General features: G+C 55.2%; 19 protein-coding genes and 1 pseudogene. 13 read left to right on the top strand and 7 right to left on the bottom strand.

Features of this window, described 5'->3' with window-relative positions; translation table 11 throughout:
• Positions 1-53: 53 nt before the first annotated feature.
• Both HFD92_RS00950 and HFD92_RS00945 read right to left on the bottom strand, forming a co-directional pair.
• Positions 54-1403, bottom strand: coding sequence for an MFS transporter (locus HFD92_RS00950; protein ID WP_167428120.1), 1350 nt, complete (start codon positions 1401-1403; stop codon positions 54-56).
• 135 nt (positions 1404-1538) lie between these two features.
• Positions 1539-3569, bottom strand: coding sequence for a choline transporter (locus HFD92_RS00945; RefSeq protein ID WP_009089785.1), 2031 nt, complete (start codon positions 3567-3569; stop codon positions 1539-1541).
• 261 nt (positions 3570-3830) lie between these two features.
• Here HFD92_RS00945 and betI point away from each other — a divergent pair, with 261 nt between their 5' ends.
• The 8 genes from betI (at position 3831) to HFD92_RS00905 (ending at position 10757) form a co-directional block, all read left to right on the top strand.
• Positions 3831-4424, top strand: coding sequence for a transcriptional regulator BetI (betI, locus tag HFD92_RS00940; protein WP_009089782.1), 594 nt, complete (start codon positions 3831-3833; stop codon positions 4422-4424).
• Positions 4425-4438: 14 nt separating this feature from the next.
• Entirely contained in the window at positions 4439-5911 is a 1473-nt protein-coding gene (gene betB, locus HFD92_RS00935) for a betaine-aldehyde dehydrogenase (RefSeq protein ID WP_167428119.1), read from the top strand.
• A 26-nt stretch (positions 5912-5937) separates the two neighbouring features.
• On the top strand, positions 5938-7620 hold the full coding sequence (betA, locus tag HFD92_RS00930; protein WP_009089779.1) for a choline dehydrogenase: 1683 nt from the start codon (positions 5938-5940) through the stop codon (positions 7618-7620).
• 425 nt (positions 7621-8045) lie between these two features.
• A complete protein-coding gene (mdtJ, locus tag HFD92_RS00925) occupies positions 8046-8396 on the top strand; it encodes a multidrug/spermidine efflux SMR transporter subunit MdtJ (protein ID WP_111207554.1) in 351 nt (116 codons plus the stop codon).
• Entirely contained in the window at positions 8383-8712 is a 330-nt protein-coding gene (gene mdtI, locus HFD92_RS00920) for a multidrug/spermidine efflux SMR transporter subunit MdtI (RefSeq protein ID WP_058957316.1), read from the top strand. Before mdtJ ends, mdtI begins: the two co-directional genes overlap by 14 nt.
• A gap of 199 nt (positions 8713-8911) precedes the next feature.
• Positions 8912-10054 (top strand): acyltransferase, encoded by a 1143-nt coding sequence (locus tag HFD92_RS00915; protein ID WP_167428118.1) that lies wholly within the window; start codon positions 8912-8914, stop codon positions 10052-10054.
• A gap of 147 nt (positions 10055-10201) precedes the next feature.
• Positions 10202-10462 (top strand): hypothetical protein, encoded by a 261-nt coding sequence (locus HFD92_RS00910; protein WP_167428117.1) that lies wholly within the window; start codon positions 10202-10204, stop codon positions 10460-10462.
• A gap of 109 nt (positions 10463-10571) precedes the next feature.
• The gene (locus HFD92_RS00905; protein WP_009089771.1) at positions 10572-10757 is read left to right on the top strand and encodes a hypothetical protein; all 186 of its coding nucleotides are present in this window, start codon (positions 10572-10574) and stop codon (positions 10755-10757) included.
• Positions 10758-10836: 79 nt separating this feature from the next.
• On the opposite strand, the gene HFD92_RS00900 is transcribed toward HFD92_RS00905, so the two are convergent.
• The 5 genes from HFD92_RS00900 to iraP all read right to left on the bottom strand — a co-directional run bounded on the left by HFD92_RS00900 (position 10837) and on the right by iraP (position 13548).
• Positions 10837-10974 (bottom strand): hypothetical protein, encoded by a 138-nt coding sequence (locus HFD92_RS00900; RefSeq protein WP_009089769.1) that lies wholly within the window; start codon positions 10972-10974, stop codon positions 10837-10839.
• Between the two features lie 214 nt (positions 10975-11188).
• The gene (gene adhP / locus HFD92_RS00895) at positions 11189-12208 is read right to left on the bottom strand and encodes an alcohol dehydrogenase AdhP (RefSeq protein ID WP_167428116.1); all 1020 of its coding nucleotides are present in this window, start codon (positions 12206-12208) and stop codon (positions 11189-11191) included.
• A 132-nt stretch (positions 12209-12340) separates the two neighbouring features.
• Complete coding sequence (locus HFD92_RS00890) at positions 12341-12583, bottom strand: hypothetical protein (protein WP_167428115.1); 243 nt, start codon at positions 12581-12583, stop codon at positions 12341-12343.
• A gap of 232 nt (positions 12584-12815) precedes the next feature.
• Positions 12816-12989 (bottom strand): hypothetical protein, encoded by a 174-nt coding sequence (locus HFD92_RS00885; RefSeq protein ID WP_009089766.1) that lies wholly within the window; start codon positions 12987-12989, stop codon positions 12816-12818.
• A 196-nt stretch (positions 12990-13185) separates the two neighbouring features.
• The gene (iraP, locus tag HFD92_RS00880) at positions 13186-13548 is read right to left on the bottom strand and encodes an anti-adapter protein IraP (protein ID WP_033736214.1); all 363 of its coding nucleotides are present in this window, start codon (positions 13546-13548) and stop codon (positions 13186-13188) included.
• A 246-nt stretch (positions 13549-13794) separates the two neighbouring features.
• On the opposite strand from iraP, the gene HFD92_RS00875 reads away from it, so the two are divergent.
• From HFD92_RS00875 to HFD92_RS00860, 5 genes and pseudogenes are all read left to right on the top strand, one after another.
• Positions 13795-14130, top strand: a complete 336-nt coding sequence (locus tag HFD92_RS00875; RefSeq protein WP_167428114.1) for a DUF1493 family protein — start codon at positions 13795-13797, stop codon at positions 14128-14130.
• Between the two features lie 395 nt (positions 14131-14525).
• Positions 14526-14789, top strand: a pseudogene (locus tag HFD92_RS00870) (DUF1493 family protein); the annotation flags it as partial.
• A gap of 273 nt (positions 14790-15062) precedes the next feature.
• Entirely contained in the window at positions 15063-15242 is a 180-nt protein-coding gene (locus tag HFD92_RS21730) for a phage tail protein (protein ID WP_255461689.1), read from the top strand.
• 8 nt (positions 15243-15250) lie between these two features.
• Entirely contained in the window at positions 15251-15442 is a 192-nt protein-coding gene (locus HFD92_RS21725; protein WP_255461682.1) for a phage tail protein, read from the top strand.
• Entirely contained in the window at positions 15417-15863 is a 447-nt protein-coding gene (locus HFD92_RS00860; RefSeq protein WP_167428113.1) for a phage virion morphogenesis protein, read from the top strand. Before HFD92_RS21725 ends, HFD92_RS00860 begins: the two co-directional genes overlap by 26 nt.
• Positions 15864-15865: the final 2 nt, after the last annotated feature.

The raw sequence follows: 15865 nt of genomic DNA, 5'->3' as shown, positions 1-15865 counted from the left end.
AGCGGGGTCAGATCGGGACATTCTGCCTCAAGGGTGCAGACTGTGGCCCGGCGCTAGAGTTGCGTCTTATCCGTGGCGCGGTCGTCCGGCTCTTCCCCGGCTTCTGGCTGCTCTTCAGATTCATCGCTCTCATCTTCCGGCTCCTGACCGCCCATTGACGCCTGGATCACCTCCTCTTCCAGCGTCGGGTTCAGGGCCGCACCCAGCGGTGAGGTTGCCAGGCTATCAGGCATTACCACATGCGGCAGCGGCACTTCGGTTGTCGGCAGCGGACGTGGCGTTCGCACATAGCTCAGCCCGCACGTCACCAGCGCGCAGACGGCGAAGAAGAGATAGAGCATATTGCTGCCCAGCGGCTGCATCAGCGCCCCTACCACCAGCGGCCCGATGCTGGCACCAATCCCAAACGCCATCAGCAGACAGGCGGTTAACGACACCCGTCGCTCGGCGGCAACCTGATCGTTCGCCAGCGCAACCTGCAGCGGATAGAGCGCGAACTGCATCATACTGGCCACAAAGGCGATGCCTATCATCCAGTGGAAGGTAAGATGCGGCAGCATAATCAGCGGCACGCAGGAGACGGCAAACAGCAGCGCGATGATAAATAACAGCCGCTGACGGTCGTAGCGGTCGGAAAGCCAGCTCAGCGGGAACTGTGAAACCAGACCGGCAAAAATCGTCAGGCTCATAAAGTAGCCGGTCTGACTGGTGGTGAAGCCTTTGCTGCTGCCGTAAACCGGCGCCAGCCCGTAAAACGCCCCGATCACCATGCCGGTTACCAGCGTGGTGCCGAGCAGTTTGGGAATGGTGCGGATAAAGTAGCCCAGCTCCATCGGCGCGGGGGTCATAGGCCTGACATGGGTACGGGTGGTCAGCGCAATCGGCACCAGACAGAGCGCAAAACAGAGCGCCACGATCAGCAGCGTACTCACGCCAAAGCCACTCTGCAGGCTCAGCACCACCTGACCGCCGCTCAGCCCCAGATAGGTCGCGACCATATACAAGCCGAAAATCATGCCGCGCTGAGAGGATTCCGCCTGGTCGTTGAGCCAGCTCTCCAGCACCATATACTGGCACATCATGCAGAGCCCGATGATCAGACGCAGAAACACCCACAGCGGAATAAAGTCGGTCAGCCCGTGGCCAATCACCGAGGCGGTAATGATCCCGGCACAGGCGACATAAGCGCGGATATGGCCGACGCGGGCGATCAGGTTGTGCCCGACTTTGCCTCCAATCACCAGACCAATATAGTTTGCCGCGATGATGGCACCGATAAGCGCCCCGTTCACCTGCTCGCTCGCCAGCCGGAGTGAAACATAGGTGGTCAGCAGACCGGAGCCCAGCAACATCAGCAGCGTGGTGGTGTAGAGCGGCAGAAACGTACTGAATATTTTTCCCATATGACTCCCTGTCTACACCTTCAGGCATCAGGCCAGTTAAGCCCTAAAGATAGTCGATATCCGCGTCCGGCGCGGCATTGCCTGCCGCTGACGGCAAAAAAAAAGCCCGCCCGCAGTGTGCGGACGGGCCTGGCGTCAGGCGCTCGGGAAACTGATATTGCTGCCCGGTGCCTCACGGTTGAGATGGATGAAGTTCAGGTGCCGCTCGTACTGATCCAGAATGTCGATGATCACCTGCTCTTTGCTATAGTCCATCAGGTCATTACCCTGGCTGCCTTCCATCAGGAAGGTTTCCAGCCGGTAGTAGGTCGATTTACCGCTGCGGGCGCGATAGGTAAAGCCCGGAATCGAGTACTGCTGCGGCCAGACCTGATAGATGAAGTCCTGCTCTTCGCCCAGATGCACGCGCAGATCCAGATAGCCGATCGGGTTGGCCGCATCCGGCGCGACGCTCTCCAGCGACACCCGACCACCCCGCAGCTCCAGCTCTTTCGCGACCTCTTCCATCGCCGGATAGATGGTTTTTTCCATCATCTGCTGGGTATAGCGCGACCCCGGATAGTTCATCAGCCGCGACAGGCGCTTTTTCCAGGTGCGGCGATCCGTAGCGTGGGCCAGATAGGGCGCGGTGTCACGCGTGGCGCTGGCGCGACGGTGATCTTCAATCTTCAGCGATTTATAGAGCCCCGCCATCACAAAGAAGATCACAAAGCTGAACGGCAGACCCATGATCACCGTGGTGTTCTGCAGGGCCGAGATGCCGTTCGCCATCAGCATACTCAGGGTCAGGACCCCGATCGCTACCGACCAGAAGATACGCAGCCAGTTGGGCGCATCGCTGTTGATGTCTTTGAGACGTGAGGTGAAGTTCCCCAGCACCAGCGAACCGGAGTCCGCAGAGGTGACGTAGAAGAGCATACCGGTGATCGTCGCGACAGAGGCGCTGAGTTTAAAGGCCGGATACTGCGCCAGCAGGCTGTAGAAGCCACGCTCTGCATGATTCATCACCTCCTGAGCAAAGCCCGCATTACCATGAATAATCTGATAGAGCGCGGCGTTACCAAACACCGACAGCCACAGCAGCGTAAAGGTGAAGGGAATGATCAGGGTGCCGAGCACGAACTCGCGGATGGTACGACCGCGTGAGATACGCGCCAGGAAGAGGCCGACAAAAGGCGACCAGGCCACCCACCACGCCCAGAAGAAGAGCGTCCAGCTGTTCATCCATTGTGTCGGACGATCAAAGGCAAAGGTGTTGAGCGTCATGCCCATGAAGCGGTTGATGTAGTCCCCCACGTTCAGCACCAGCGCATTCAGCAGAAATTCGGTGTTGCCGAAGAAGAGCACGAAGAGGATCAGCCCCAGCGCCATCACCACGTTGAGCTCGGAGAGGATACGGATACCTTTATCCACGCCGGATGTCACCGAAATAGTGGCGATCACCACCGAGAGGATGATCAGCGCGGTCTGCGCGGTCAGTCCTTCCGGGATATCAAACAGCACCTTCAGGCCATAGTTAAGCTGCACCACCCCGATGCCGAGCGTGGTCGCAATACCGAAGATCGTACCCACTACGGCGGCGATATCGACGGTGTGACCAATCGGGCCATTGATGCGTTTGCCGAAGATGGGATAGAGCGCGGAGCGGATGGTCAGCGGCAGGTTATAGCGATAGCTGAAGTAGCCCAGCGCTATCCCCATCAGCGCATACATTGACCAGCCGGTCAGGCCATAGTGAAACAGCGTCCAGACCATCGCCTGACGGGCCGCCTCCAGCGTCTGCCCCGCCCCTTCCGGCGGCTGCATATATTGCGTCACCGGTTCAGCCACCGAGAAGAACATCAGGTCGATCCCGATCCCGGCGGCAAACAGCATGGCGGACCAGCTGAGGATGCTGAATTCCGGTTTGGCGTGCTCCGGCCCCAGCTTGATCGAGCCAAAGCGCGAACAGGCCATGTAGAGCACAAAGACAATGTAGAGCGTGGCAGCCAGCATGTAGTACCAGCCGAAGGTGGCGGAGACCCAGTTAACCGCCTTGAGGATCCAGCTCGCGGCCAGTTCACTGTAGAGAATCGTCACAAGTGAAAACGTCAGAATCAATCCGGCAGAGGTATAAAATACAACGGGATTGAGTCTGTCTTTTTCACCGGCAGGTGGATTATTCATCGATTACCTCTGGTTAATATCCTGAAAATACGCAATGGATAACATTTGCCGCTCACGGGGTGTTCAGGCCGTGCGGCCTCCTATCGTTCTGTTACTTCCTGTTTAAGCGTAACGGCTGACAGTGAGCTTAGCACTCATTGCCGTTTCGCTTACGCTACATTTAAAGAACACTACACTAACAAAGTTTCTTTTTATATTGAACGTGCAATCAAAAAAAGTTTAAATAGGGGTTCAATTTGAGGGCGGAGCCGGAGCGGAGCTATGCCAAAAGTAGGGATGCAGCCGATACGACGTCGGCAACTGATTGATGCGACCCTGAGTACGATTAACGAAGTTGGAATCAATGATGCCACCATCGCCCAGATCGCCCGGCGGGCGGGGGTCTCGACCGGCATCATCAGTCACTACTTCAAAGATAAGAACGGCCTGCTGGAAGCCACGATGCGTGATGTGACCCGGCAGCTGCGCGAAGCGGTTCTGACGCGGTTACGGCCGCTTGCCGATGCCCCGGCTGAACAGCGACTGTGTGCCATCGTTGACGGGAATTTTGATGAAACCCAGGTGCACAGCGCAGCGATGAAGGCCTGGCTCGATTTCTGGTCAAGCAGCATGCATCAGCCCCAGCTCAACCGCCTGGAGCGGGTCAGCAGCCGGCGGCTCTACTCCACCCTGGCGGTGGAGTTCCGGCGTCAGCTGCCGCTGGAAAAAGCGCGTCTGGCCGCGCATGGCCTGGCCGCCCTGATAGATGGTCTGTGGCTGCGCGCAGCGCTGAGCGGTAAGCCTTTTGACCCGGTCATCGCCCGCACACTAACCACCCAGTTCATCCGTCAGCAACTGGCTGGCGAGCACGAATAACGGAAGGAGAAAACATGTCCCGATTCAACGAGCAGAAACTCTACATCGATGGCGCCTATGTGGCCGCAGCGTCTGGCGAAACGTTCCAGACGATCAATCCGGTCAACGGCGACGTACTGGCAGAGGTTCATGCCGCCGGCCAGGAAGATGTCGATCGCGCCGTTGCTGCCGCCAGAAAAGGCCAGAAGGTCTGGGCCGCGATGACCGCGATGGAGCGTTCGCGCATTCTGCGCCGCGCCGTCGATATTCTGCGTCAGCGTAACGATGAGCTGGCAGAGCTGGAGATGCTCGACACCGGTAAACCTTACAGCGAAACCTCTGCTGTCGATATCGTCACCGGTGCAGACGTACTGGAATATTACGCCGGGCTGATCCCCGCCATCGAAGGCCAGCAGATCCCCCTGCGCGACACCTCTTTTGTCTACACCCGCCGCGAACCACTGGGCGTGGTGGCCGGGATTGGTGCCTGGAACTACCCGATTCAGATCGCCCTGTGGAAATCCGCGCCTGCACTGGCCGCGGGTAACGCGATGATTTTCAAACCGAGTGAAGTGACCCCGCTCACCGCCCTGAAACTGGCGGAAATCTACAGCGAAGCGGGCCTGCCGGATGGGGTCTTCAACGTGCTGCCAGGCCTCGGCGCAGTTACCGGTCAGCTGCTGACCGAACATCCGGGTATCGACAAAGTCTCCTTCACCGGTGGCATCGTCAGCGGCAAAAAGGTGATGGCCAATGCCGCAGGATCAACCCTGAAAGAGGTCACCATGGAGCTGGGCGGTAAATCTCCGCTGATCGTCTTTGATGATGCCGACCTCGATCTGTCCGCCGACATCGCCATGATGGCGAATTTCTACAGCTCCGGTCAGGTCTGCACCAACGGCACCCGCGTCTTTGTCCCCGCGTCGCTGAAAGCGGCTTTTGAGGAAAAAATCAGCGAGCGCGTTGCCCGCATCAGGGCTGGCGATCTGCGCGACCCGGCCACCAATTTTGGTCCGCTGGTCAGCTTCACTCATCGCGACAACGTGATGCGTTACATCGAATCGGGCATCGCTGAAGGCGCACGCGTGCTGTGCGGCGGCAAACGCCTGACCGGCGGCGACTTCGATCAGGGGGCCTGGGTGGCACCCACCGTCTTCACCGACTGCCGTGATGAGATGAAGATTGTACGTGAAGAGATCTTCGGACCGGTGATGTCGATCCTGAGCTATGACAGCGAAGAGGAAGTGATCCGCCGCGCCAATGACACCGAATATGGCCTGGCTGCCGGAGTGGTGACGCAGGATCTCAACCGTGCGCACCGCGTCATTCACCAGATTGAAGCCGGCATCTGCTGGATCAATACCTGGGGTGAATCCGCCGCAGAGATGCCGGTCGGAGGCTACAAGCACTCCGGTATTGGCCGTGAGAATGGCCTGATGACCTTACAGAGTTACACCCAGGTGAAGTCAGTGCAGGTTGAGCTGACGCGTTTTCAGTCAGTCTTTTAATCACCCTTTAACCTGAGGAACGATGAATGGAATTTGATTACATTATTATCGGCGCTGGATCCGCAGGAAACGTTCTGGCTACCCGTCTGACCGAAGAGAGCAACGTCAGCGTCCTGCTGCTGGAAGCGGGCGGCCCGGATTATCGTTTTGATTTCCGCACCCAGATGCCTGCCGCCCTCGCCTATCCGTTACAGGGCAAACGCTACAACTGGGCCTATGAAACAGAACCTGAGCCTTACATGAATAATCGCCGCATGGAGTGTGGCCGTGGTAAAGGCCTGGGCGGCTCGTCGCTGATTAACGGGATGTGTTACATCCGTGGTAACGCCATGGACCTCGATAACTGGGCCAGCGCGCCGGGGCTGGAGGACTGGAGCTATCTGGACTGCCTGCCCTACTACCGCAAGGCGGAGACCCGCGATATCGGCCCGAACGATTTCCACGGCGGTGACGGCCCGGTCTGCGTCGCAACGCCAAAAGCGGGCAACAACGTGCTGTTTGAAGCGATGATTGAGGCGGGCGTGCAGGCGGGCTATCCGCGCACGGATGACCTCAATGGCTATCAGCAGGAAGGATTTGGCCCGATGGACCGCACCGTGACGCCGCAGGGACGCCGCTCCAGCACCGCGCGCGGCTATCTCGATCAGGCTAAAGGCCGCGCCAACCTGAAGATCATTACGCATGCCACCACCGACCGTATCCTGTTTGACGGTAAGCGTGCGGTGGGCGTGGAGTTTCTGCAGGGCGACAGCAACACCCTGAACAAAGCGACCGCACGCCGTGAAGTGCTGCTCTGTGCCGGGGCTATCGCCTCGCCGCAGATCCTGCAACGCTCCGGCGTCGGTTCGCCCGAACTGCTGAAGCAGTTTGATATTCCGCTGGTTCACGACCTGCCAGGCGTGGGTGAAAATCTGCAGGATCATCTGGAGATGTATCTGCAGTATGAGTGTAAAGAACCGGTCTCCCTCTATCCGGCGCTGAAGTGGTGGAATCAGCCTAAAATCGGCGCCGAGTGGATGTTCAATGGCACTGGTGTCGGCGCCAGTAACCAGTTTGAAGCCGGTGGCTTTATCCGCAGCCGTGAAGAGTTCAGCTGGCCGAACATTCAGTATCACTTCCTGCCGGTGGCGATTAACTACAACGGTTCCAATGCCGTTGATGCCCACGGCTTCCAGTGTCACGTCGGTTCGATGCGTTCACCCAGCCGCGGTCATGTGCGCCTGAAATCACGTGATCCGCGCCGCCATCCGGCGATTCTGTTTAACTACATGTCGCATGAGCAGGACTGGCATGAATTCCGCGATGCGATTCGCATCACCCGCGAGATCATCAACCAGCCCGCGCTGGATAAGTATCGCGGCCGCGAAATCAGCCCGGGCATTGAATGTCAGACGGATGAGGAGCTGGATGAGTTCGTGCGTAATCACGGCGAAACCGCTTATCACCCGTGCGGCACCTGTAAAATGGGCAACGACCCGATGGCGGTCGTCGATGGCGAAGGCCGGGTGCATGGCCTGCAGGGATTACGCGTTGTGGATGCGTCCATCATGCCGCTGATCATCACCGGTAACCTGAATGCCACCACCATCATGATCGGTGAGAAGATTGCTGATAAGATCCGTGGACGCGAGCCGCTGCCGCGCAGCACTGCGGCCTACTACGTGGCTGGAGAGGCGCCTGTGCGCACCACCCCACAGCGCAGCGACTAAATCGTGACAGTGTCACTTTAAACCTCGCCGGGCATCTTATTGCCCGGCTTTTTTATTCCCCCTCCCATTCCACACATTGTTTTCCGTTAACCTGCATCTGCAAATCATCAAACCTTAATCAAAATCAAACAAAGCAGCATCTGCTGTTGATTTCACGATATGCCGGATGCTATAAATCCTGCGTGTAGATAACCGGAGGCACTTTCCGTCCACTGATGAGAAGCAACAATGTGGATGCGTTGTAAACTTTATGCGCAAACTTTTTGTGTTTTATTCCCTGATTTCCCCTGCTTTCCTTTCCGCCCGGAACGTCGCTGATAAGCACTGGCGTAACGCCCTGTAGTCCCCTTCCGCTTCGATATGGTTCTGAGTCTGCACGCAATCACGCGTGGCAGGTCGTCATTAATTCGTTGCTGGAGATCCCCATGTACGCCTGGGTTTTATTATCACTTGCTATCGTGACTGAAATAATCGGTACGCTGTTTATGAAATGGTCCAGCCTCAGCGGCAGCCAGTATGGCTACCTGATGATGCTGGCTATGATTGCCTGTTCTTATATTCTGCTGAGTTTCGCCATCAAACATATTGCCCTGGGCGTGGCTTATGCTCTGTGGGAAGGTATCGGCATCCTGCTGATTACGCTGTTCAGCGTGCAGCTGTTTGGCGAGTCGCTGTCACCGCTGAAGATCGGCGGCCTGATGACACTGATTGTCGGGATCATCCTGATCAAAACCGGCACCGAATCATCAGCAGAGGTTAACCATGGTCATCGCTGATTTTGTCCATGCGGCCTGGCTGGCACTCGCTATCCTGCTGGAGATTGCCGCCAATATATTCCTTAAATATTCTGATGGATTCAAAAAACGTCTATTCGGGCTGCTTTCACTCTGCTGTGTGCTGCTCGCGTTCAGCGCGCTTGCCCAGGCGGTGAAAGGTATCGACCTGTCGATAGCCTATGCGGTCTGGGGTGGCTTTGGCATTATCGCCACCGTCGCGGCGGGCTGGGTACTGTTTGGTCAGCGGCTTAACCGCAAAGGCTGGGCTGGCCTGAGCCTGCTGCTGGCCGGTATGCTCCTGTTAAAACTGGCCTGACAGAGGTTCCGGGCTGTAATAATGGTTAAGGGTGTGCGGCTGCATGCCCTTAACTTTCTGTGCGTTTTTACCCTTTTTAAGTTGATTTTTTCAGCATTCTCTTCTTCAGATTCCTCTTACTTTTGTAAAGGGCCGTTTACATATCTGTTGCCTTGAGGCTTAGTGAGCGCCGAAGGTCGGATAAAAACGAGGAAGAGTTATGTCTGCAACACGAGGTTGGTCAACTGAGCTTGAGGGATTACGCGGCATCGCCTCTCTCTGGGTACTGGTAGGTCATATCAGCCTGCTGATTCACTGCCATATCACACTGATTTCATCCCCTGGCATCGGTGTCGATCTGTTTATTCTGCTTTCGGGCTACCTGATGGCGAAAAACTATGTCGAGCGACAGCAGAAAGAGCCATGGCAAAGCGCCGCAACGATCAAAAAGTTCTGGATCCGTCGCTTTTTCCGCATCGCGCCGCTCTACTATCTGCTGTTAATCATCGCCCTGATTTACGGGCCGTGGTTTGGCGAGATGCGTGACACCATCGCGCATTTCTACTCCGGCACGGCAACCGAGTCGTCACGTTACACCGACCAGTCGCTGGCAAATGTGCTGACCCACTTCAGTTTCCTGTTCGGCATGCTGCCCGATTACGGCTTTAACACCGTACTGCCTGACTGGAGCATCGGACTGGAGATGCAGTTCTATCTGCTGTTCCCGTTCATCATGCTAGTGACGCTGCGGTTTGGCTATGCTGCCTCCCTGATCGGTATCATGGTGCTCTGCTGCGCCGGACGCTATCTGCTGGCCGATTATTATGAGGCGTTTGAGATGCCTTCAATGATCCTGATTAAGCTGAATATGTTCCTGTCAGGCATGCTGCTGGCAGAAGCCATTCGCCGCAAATCGCTGCTTTACGTCGCCTTTGCGCTGCTGGGACCGGTTGCCAGCGTGGCAATGGGTCTGGGGTTCATCAAGCTGCAGGTGATTATGGAAGCGCTGATGATCGTCGGTATGACAGCCATTCTCTGGCAGTATCCGCAGGGCAGCCGGATGGCGCAGCTGATTGCTCTGCCGCGTAAGCTGCTGAACAACCGTCTCAGCACCTGGCTGGGCGACGTCTCGTTCTCGGTCTACCTGCTGCACCTGCTGATTGTCATTCCATTGATCGCGCTGCTGCTGAATCACACCGATATCGAATTCAAAAGCGATCTGATGCGTTTCCTGATTGTGTGCGTCTCCGCCATCCCGGTGACCTATGCGCTGGCGTCGCTGCTCTACAAATATGTTGAGAAGCCCGGCATCCGGATGGGTAAACGCGTTCTGGCCCCGAAGCTGGCTGACCAGACCAGCTGAGTGACAGATGGATTCAGAAGCCCCGTTCGCGGGGCTTTTTTATGGCCTGCGACGGCGTGACCAGGAGGGAACCACGTCTTACGCCCTGCACACCTGCCGGAGTGAACTACACTTTCCCGGTCAGCAATCCGACGGAGAGGAAAATCTATGCGCATTCAGCATCTGCTGTTGTCCAGCGACGGTGGCGCGTTAATCATTGAAGCCGATCAACTTGAAAGTGAGCTGGTGATCCCGCCCCATCTGCAGACCGCCACCGGCGGCGAAGCGGACAGCGATACCGGCCACCGCGTTGCGGTGACCCGGCACTACTGCAAAGGACGCTACTACGCTGTCGCCCTCGATCGTCATGCGGCCAGTAACGAGATCGATGATGTGATCGACCTGCTCCTTCCCGCACCGCTGGATTAAACCCTGTCATCAGCCCTGACAAGCGCGGCAGCACGCTGTTCGCCATGCCGGACAGCACACGACCGATTGCCCGCTCTTAACGCGTTATAGCATCAGAAGGAGAAGCATCATGCAGAAGAAAAAGTGGTTTGTGTCTTACGTCATTAAGCCGGAAGGTGAACATCATGTCACCACGCACGCCTTTATCGAAGGGGATGATGTGGAAGAGGCGCTGGAACAGTTTATGTTCGAAACGAAAAAAAGTCTGTCACTGGACACGGAAGAGCTCACGCTGCTTTCGGTCAGTCTGGTGTAACCCGGTATTCCGCCTCACAGGTGTGGGCTGGGGGTTATCTGTTTATAATATTGATGATTTTCCCTGGTGCTGCATTCAGTTACTTAGTGGGGTAAGGCCAGGCGTGGTCCATACCTGTTGAGGACAAAATCCCGGTGATCGCCAGATACGCCAGTATCAGGACAAACAGCACAATGGCTGCAATTTCAATGGATTTAAGCAGATGATGTTTCGCCATAAATAACCCTCCTTCAGTTGTGTGTAATCCGACATCACCTCTTAAACTATAATGTTACCGGTAAAGTGCAAGCCAAAAAAACATCATGAAACATAAAGCAGTGCTTATTAATGTTTTAACCCTGGCGGTAACTGCACAACCCGTAGCATTTAACATTTCAGGCACAAAAAAGCCCGCTCGGGGCGGGCTTCAGCATCAGGTCAGGTGCGTCTGATCAGGCAGAGTGACCGGTGAAGTCGATCACCATCCTGCCGCGAATTTTGCCGTGGATCATCTCATCGAAGATGTCGTTCACCTCGCCAATCTTTCTTTTGGTGACTTTAGGCACCACTTTTCCTTCCGCCGCAAACTGGAAAGCTTCCGCCAGATCGTTGCGGGTGCCGACCAGCGATCCCACCACCTGAATGCCATCGAGTACCAGACGCGGGATATTCAGGCTCATCGCTTCCGGCGGAAGTCCGACTGCCACCACCCGTCCCCCGGCTCTGACCGCATCTACCGCCGAGTTAAAGGCCGCTTTGGCCACGGCGGTCACGACGGCTGCGTGCGCCCCGCCGGTTTTTTCCTGAATAAAGCGCGCCGCGTCTTCGCTGGCGGAGTTCACCACCAGGTCGGCACCCATCTCTTTCGCCAGCGCCAGCTGGCCGTCGCTCACATCAATGGCGATCACTTTGGCGTTAAAAACATTTTTAGCATACTGCAGGGCGAGATTGCCTAACCCGCCGAGACCATAAATCGCCAGCCACTGGCCCGGTTTGACCTCAGAGACCTTTACCGCTTTATAGGTGGTGACGCCGGCGCAGGTTACGCTGCTGGCGGCAAAAGGGTCCAGCCCCTCGGGAACCTTGACCGAGTAGTCTGCAACCACGATACACTCTTCAGCCATACCCCCATCGGCGGTATAACCCGCATTAACCACCTCCCGGCAGAGCGTTTCATTCCCGGAGTTACAGTATTCACAGTGACCGCAGCCCCTGAAGAACCAGGCCACGCTGGCGCGATCGCCCGGCTTGAGAGAGGTCACATCCGGCGCAACCTCCTCAACAATCCCGATACCTTCGTGACCCAGCGTGACACCGGTTTTATCGCCGAAGTCCCCGTTCTTCACATGTAAATCGGTATGGCATACACCACAGCATTCCATCCTGAGCCGTGCTTCGCCGGTTTTGAGAGGACGTAGTGTCTTCTCAACAACTTCAACCTGGTGTTCACTATTTGCTATTGCCGCTTTCATAAACGTTCCTCCATTTGATTGAACGTTCAGAATAAGCCAAACGGCCGTGATAACAAGCTAGCTGTTGAGCTTTGGGTGCGAGCCAGTGAGGTTGTGTTGCATTCTGTGAAGGCGGTGCCACATGCGTGGCGCTTATGCATGCCAGCGATGGATGCCGCTGTCAGAGGACGGTGCCGGCGGGGGGCCCATATGCCGGGATGCCGCAGGCGGCGGCCCCATGTGCTGCGACGCATCTGGCATAGCCGGTCGGCCATGATGATGCCAGTCAGAAGCGTGACCATAATGATGACGACCACCTTCCGCCATCACACAGCCGGACATGGCTGAACTTGCCAGCGCTAAAATCAGACAGGGTATAACTTTTTTCAAAAACATAACGCATCCTGGTTGAATATCACCGCCTCAGGGTACGTCTGCTTTTTTATACGCGGGATAAACGTATTTACGCGTTTGCGGAGGCTCGCAGAGTACATTGACTATGGTCAACGTGAAGCGATTACGGATGAGGTTTTGCGGTGCTTCTGACCCTGTTACGTTACGACAATGTGTCCTCTTCGGGTGGTTCCCGGGCTAAGAATCAGGGCGGATTACACGCAGGACGTCATCACTATCCGCGACTGTATCGGATATAGAGATAAGAAATGGTGACAACCCATGCAACACTGAGCAGCGTTGCATGCTGCGGCACAAAGCTAATGAAGAGATAGATGCCCGCCACAATAACGGCAATAGCAATCCAATCTGAAAAAGAGTGAAGCAGCCACAATAATGCACGTTTCATGGGTGTCTCTGATTGCGCTGCATAACGTTCCTTTGATAATGACAGAGCCTTTTTTGCCCTGTCGCTTCATTAAACGCCCTGCCCTGCACGGAAATATCTCACCCTGGGTGACAGCCTGTCTGAAAGGGATCTGAGAGCGTTGCTCAACGAGAAATGGAACTGAAAAGCCCGCGCGCGGCGGGCCAGAGGCAACGAATCAATTATCTTCCTGAAGAAGCTGTGCGGGTGAGGTCACCCCGGCCAGTTCATTGAGTGCCTCATGATTGATTTCTTCATCTGCGCCATCAACCGCGCGGGAGATAATCAGTAAATCCTGAAGTTCGCTTAAAAGAAGCGCCGCATCAGACTTGAGCATTTCATCTGAGTCTGCGGAGTCAATTACCGTGTTGATCGCCTTGTTCGCGCCCTCGATCATCTCCGTTACGCCGCCCTGCTTACTTACCGCGAGCACCAGCGCACTGATCAACAGAGACTGCGCCTCAACGCGCGCGGTGAGTTGTTTGGTGCTTGCATCTATTTGTGAAATCTTGGCAAGCATACTTAGCACAACATTCTTCATGGTATATCTCCCTGTTAAAGCAGCATTTTATGATTCCGCGAGCAGGCTGAAAATATCATTATTCTGAAAGTTGGTGATTTTAACAGCGGTAATGCCTGTGAGTTAACGGTGTTTCTGGTCTGCCGTGCGCACATTGAAAACTGAAATCTACGTGCAGCAGGACGGGACTGGCTGGAAAAAACGCATGACAGGCAGACTGACTAGCGTAACCTTCTGATCAGCGCGATTACTTTTGCAGAGGATGATATGGAGAGAGCTGATTACTCACAAGGACGACAGGATAGGGTTGACGAAGATATAGAGAAGGCCGTGTTTGCGCTGGTAGAGGGTTATAACGGCAGAAGTATTTTTACCTTTCGGCGCTATAATCTTGAGCCTGACACCGACCTGAACAATGACTTTCGCATGGATCCTCTTGACGCGTATGAATTGCTTGAGCGATATGCCGTTATATCTGGCATTGACCCTGCTTCAATCACGTTCAATAGATACTTCCCGGAAGATTTTTCCGAGACACCTGATCCACTGACCATTCGTCTATTGGTAGAATCGGCAAAAGCCGGTCGCTGGCTGGGTAAATAACAAAAGTCTTTTTTTTGTGGAGCTATTCTTGTATCGGGCTGCATCAGGTTGTGCACGGATTAGCGTTGCTGCTTAGCTGCAGCATTCTGAGTGCAAATCTGCGTCGCTGGCTTGAGATTGAAAAATGCGGTTAACAGCCCTGTCTAACGGTTCAATCAAAAAGCCAAGGTTCAGCTATGCAACTAACCCTAAGCTTTTATTGGATACTGGATACCTATTTTAGGCATTATTTTCTTATTCAACGATGTCGCGACTATCAGCTGGAAGGCGACCACAACATACAATCGCATTGCACGGAATTGAGATAAGTTGTGGAATTGAGAGACGAAATTGAAATAAAAATATAAGATTGGTACGACAGCAAATGGAATTTACCGACTCCTTTTAGTAAAAAACGCCCTCTATCGCCTGAGACCAGTCTTTTTACTGGCAAGTACCCCTGGGCCAGGGAAACCGGCGACGATATCATGAAAGACTATTTTTCACGCTTTCATGTTGATGATTCCTCCTTTGATTTCCTGAAATACTGGCCGGTCAGTAAAGGATTTATTCCTGACTTTATCAGACCGCGATCCTTGAGTGTGGATGAGAAAAGCGCAGAGCACTTAACCATCGCTATGCTAATCGAATCGGCTAAAGCTGGGCGCTGGCTTTACTAATCGGCAAAGCGACTGCAAAAGCAGGCGCTATTTCTTCAAGTTGTTCGTGCGTTGCCAGTTAACTTAGCTGGAATACGTTCACCTCTTCCCCTCCAACCATTCATTTATCTGCTTCAGACGCTCCTACAGCAACACCAGCTCATGCCTGATGAAAAGCAAAGAAGACTTTAGTGCCTCGCGCAAACCCGCAGGAGTCATCCCTGATAATTGACATCATTTGCGATGGCATGCGGTGCGTGCTGAACGTGTTATCGACAGCAGGCGCACGTCTTGATGATTGCCAGCTCGCTGTCGTTTGCATACCAGTACTGGCTTAACATAATCATTACCGACTACGCCGGTAATATCGACCTGATGATCGTGCCGCTGCTGTCATGGGTGCGCACGAATGAACCCGACATTATGGCAACCGGGGAAAAGCGCCACACGACTTTACTTTCTAGGCGGATGTGATAAGCGACATGATCAGCGATATCAGCATTGAGCTGCAGCTGAGAGAGCGCGTGATCGTAGAGCGTGCTGACGACGGGCTGCATGTGGCGCACGTTGGCGAAAACCCGCTGACGGAAAATGACGCGCGGCCGCTGCAGCTTTATGTTCACGGCGAGCTGGTCAGCGGTGGCAGACATGAGCGGGCTTCAGCTGGTAAATGACCGGCTGGAGGCGCTTATCAGCAGCCTGTCAGCCCTGGCCTGTAGAGAAATGGCGCGAACCATAGCCAAGAAGCTGCGCGCGAGTCAGCAGCAGAACTTTAAGTGCCAGCAGGCACCTGACGGCACGCCGTTCAAGCCACGCGAAACGCAGCCGGTGCGCACTAAAAAGGGCCGCATAAAGCGCGAGATGTTCGCAAAGCTACTCACCGCTAAATACATGAAGACGCAGGCCAGCCCGAATGAGGCCATGATCGAGTTTGCGGGCAACGTGCAGCGCATGGCCCGCTTGCATCATTACGGGCTACGCGACCGCACGTCGCGCAAAGGGAAAGAAGTGCAGTATGAGGCCCGTCCTCTGCTAAGTATTACTGATGCTGGTTTCGAGTTGATCGGGCAGTACATATCTGCACAGATTAGATAAGG

Source organism: Pantoea sp. EKM101V, assembly GCF_011800325.1.
GTDB classification, from domain to species: Bacteria; Pseudomonadota; Gammaproteobacteria; order Enterobacterales; family Enterobacteriaceae; genus Pantoea; species Pantoea anthophila.
Note: the sequence above shows the minus strand (reverse complement) of the source record. Positions and strands in the feature narration are given on the sequence as shown.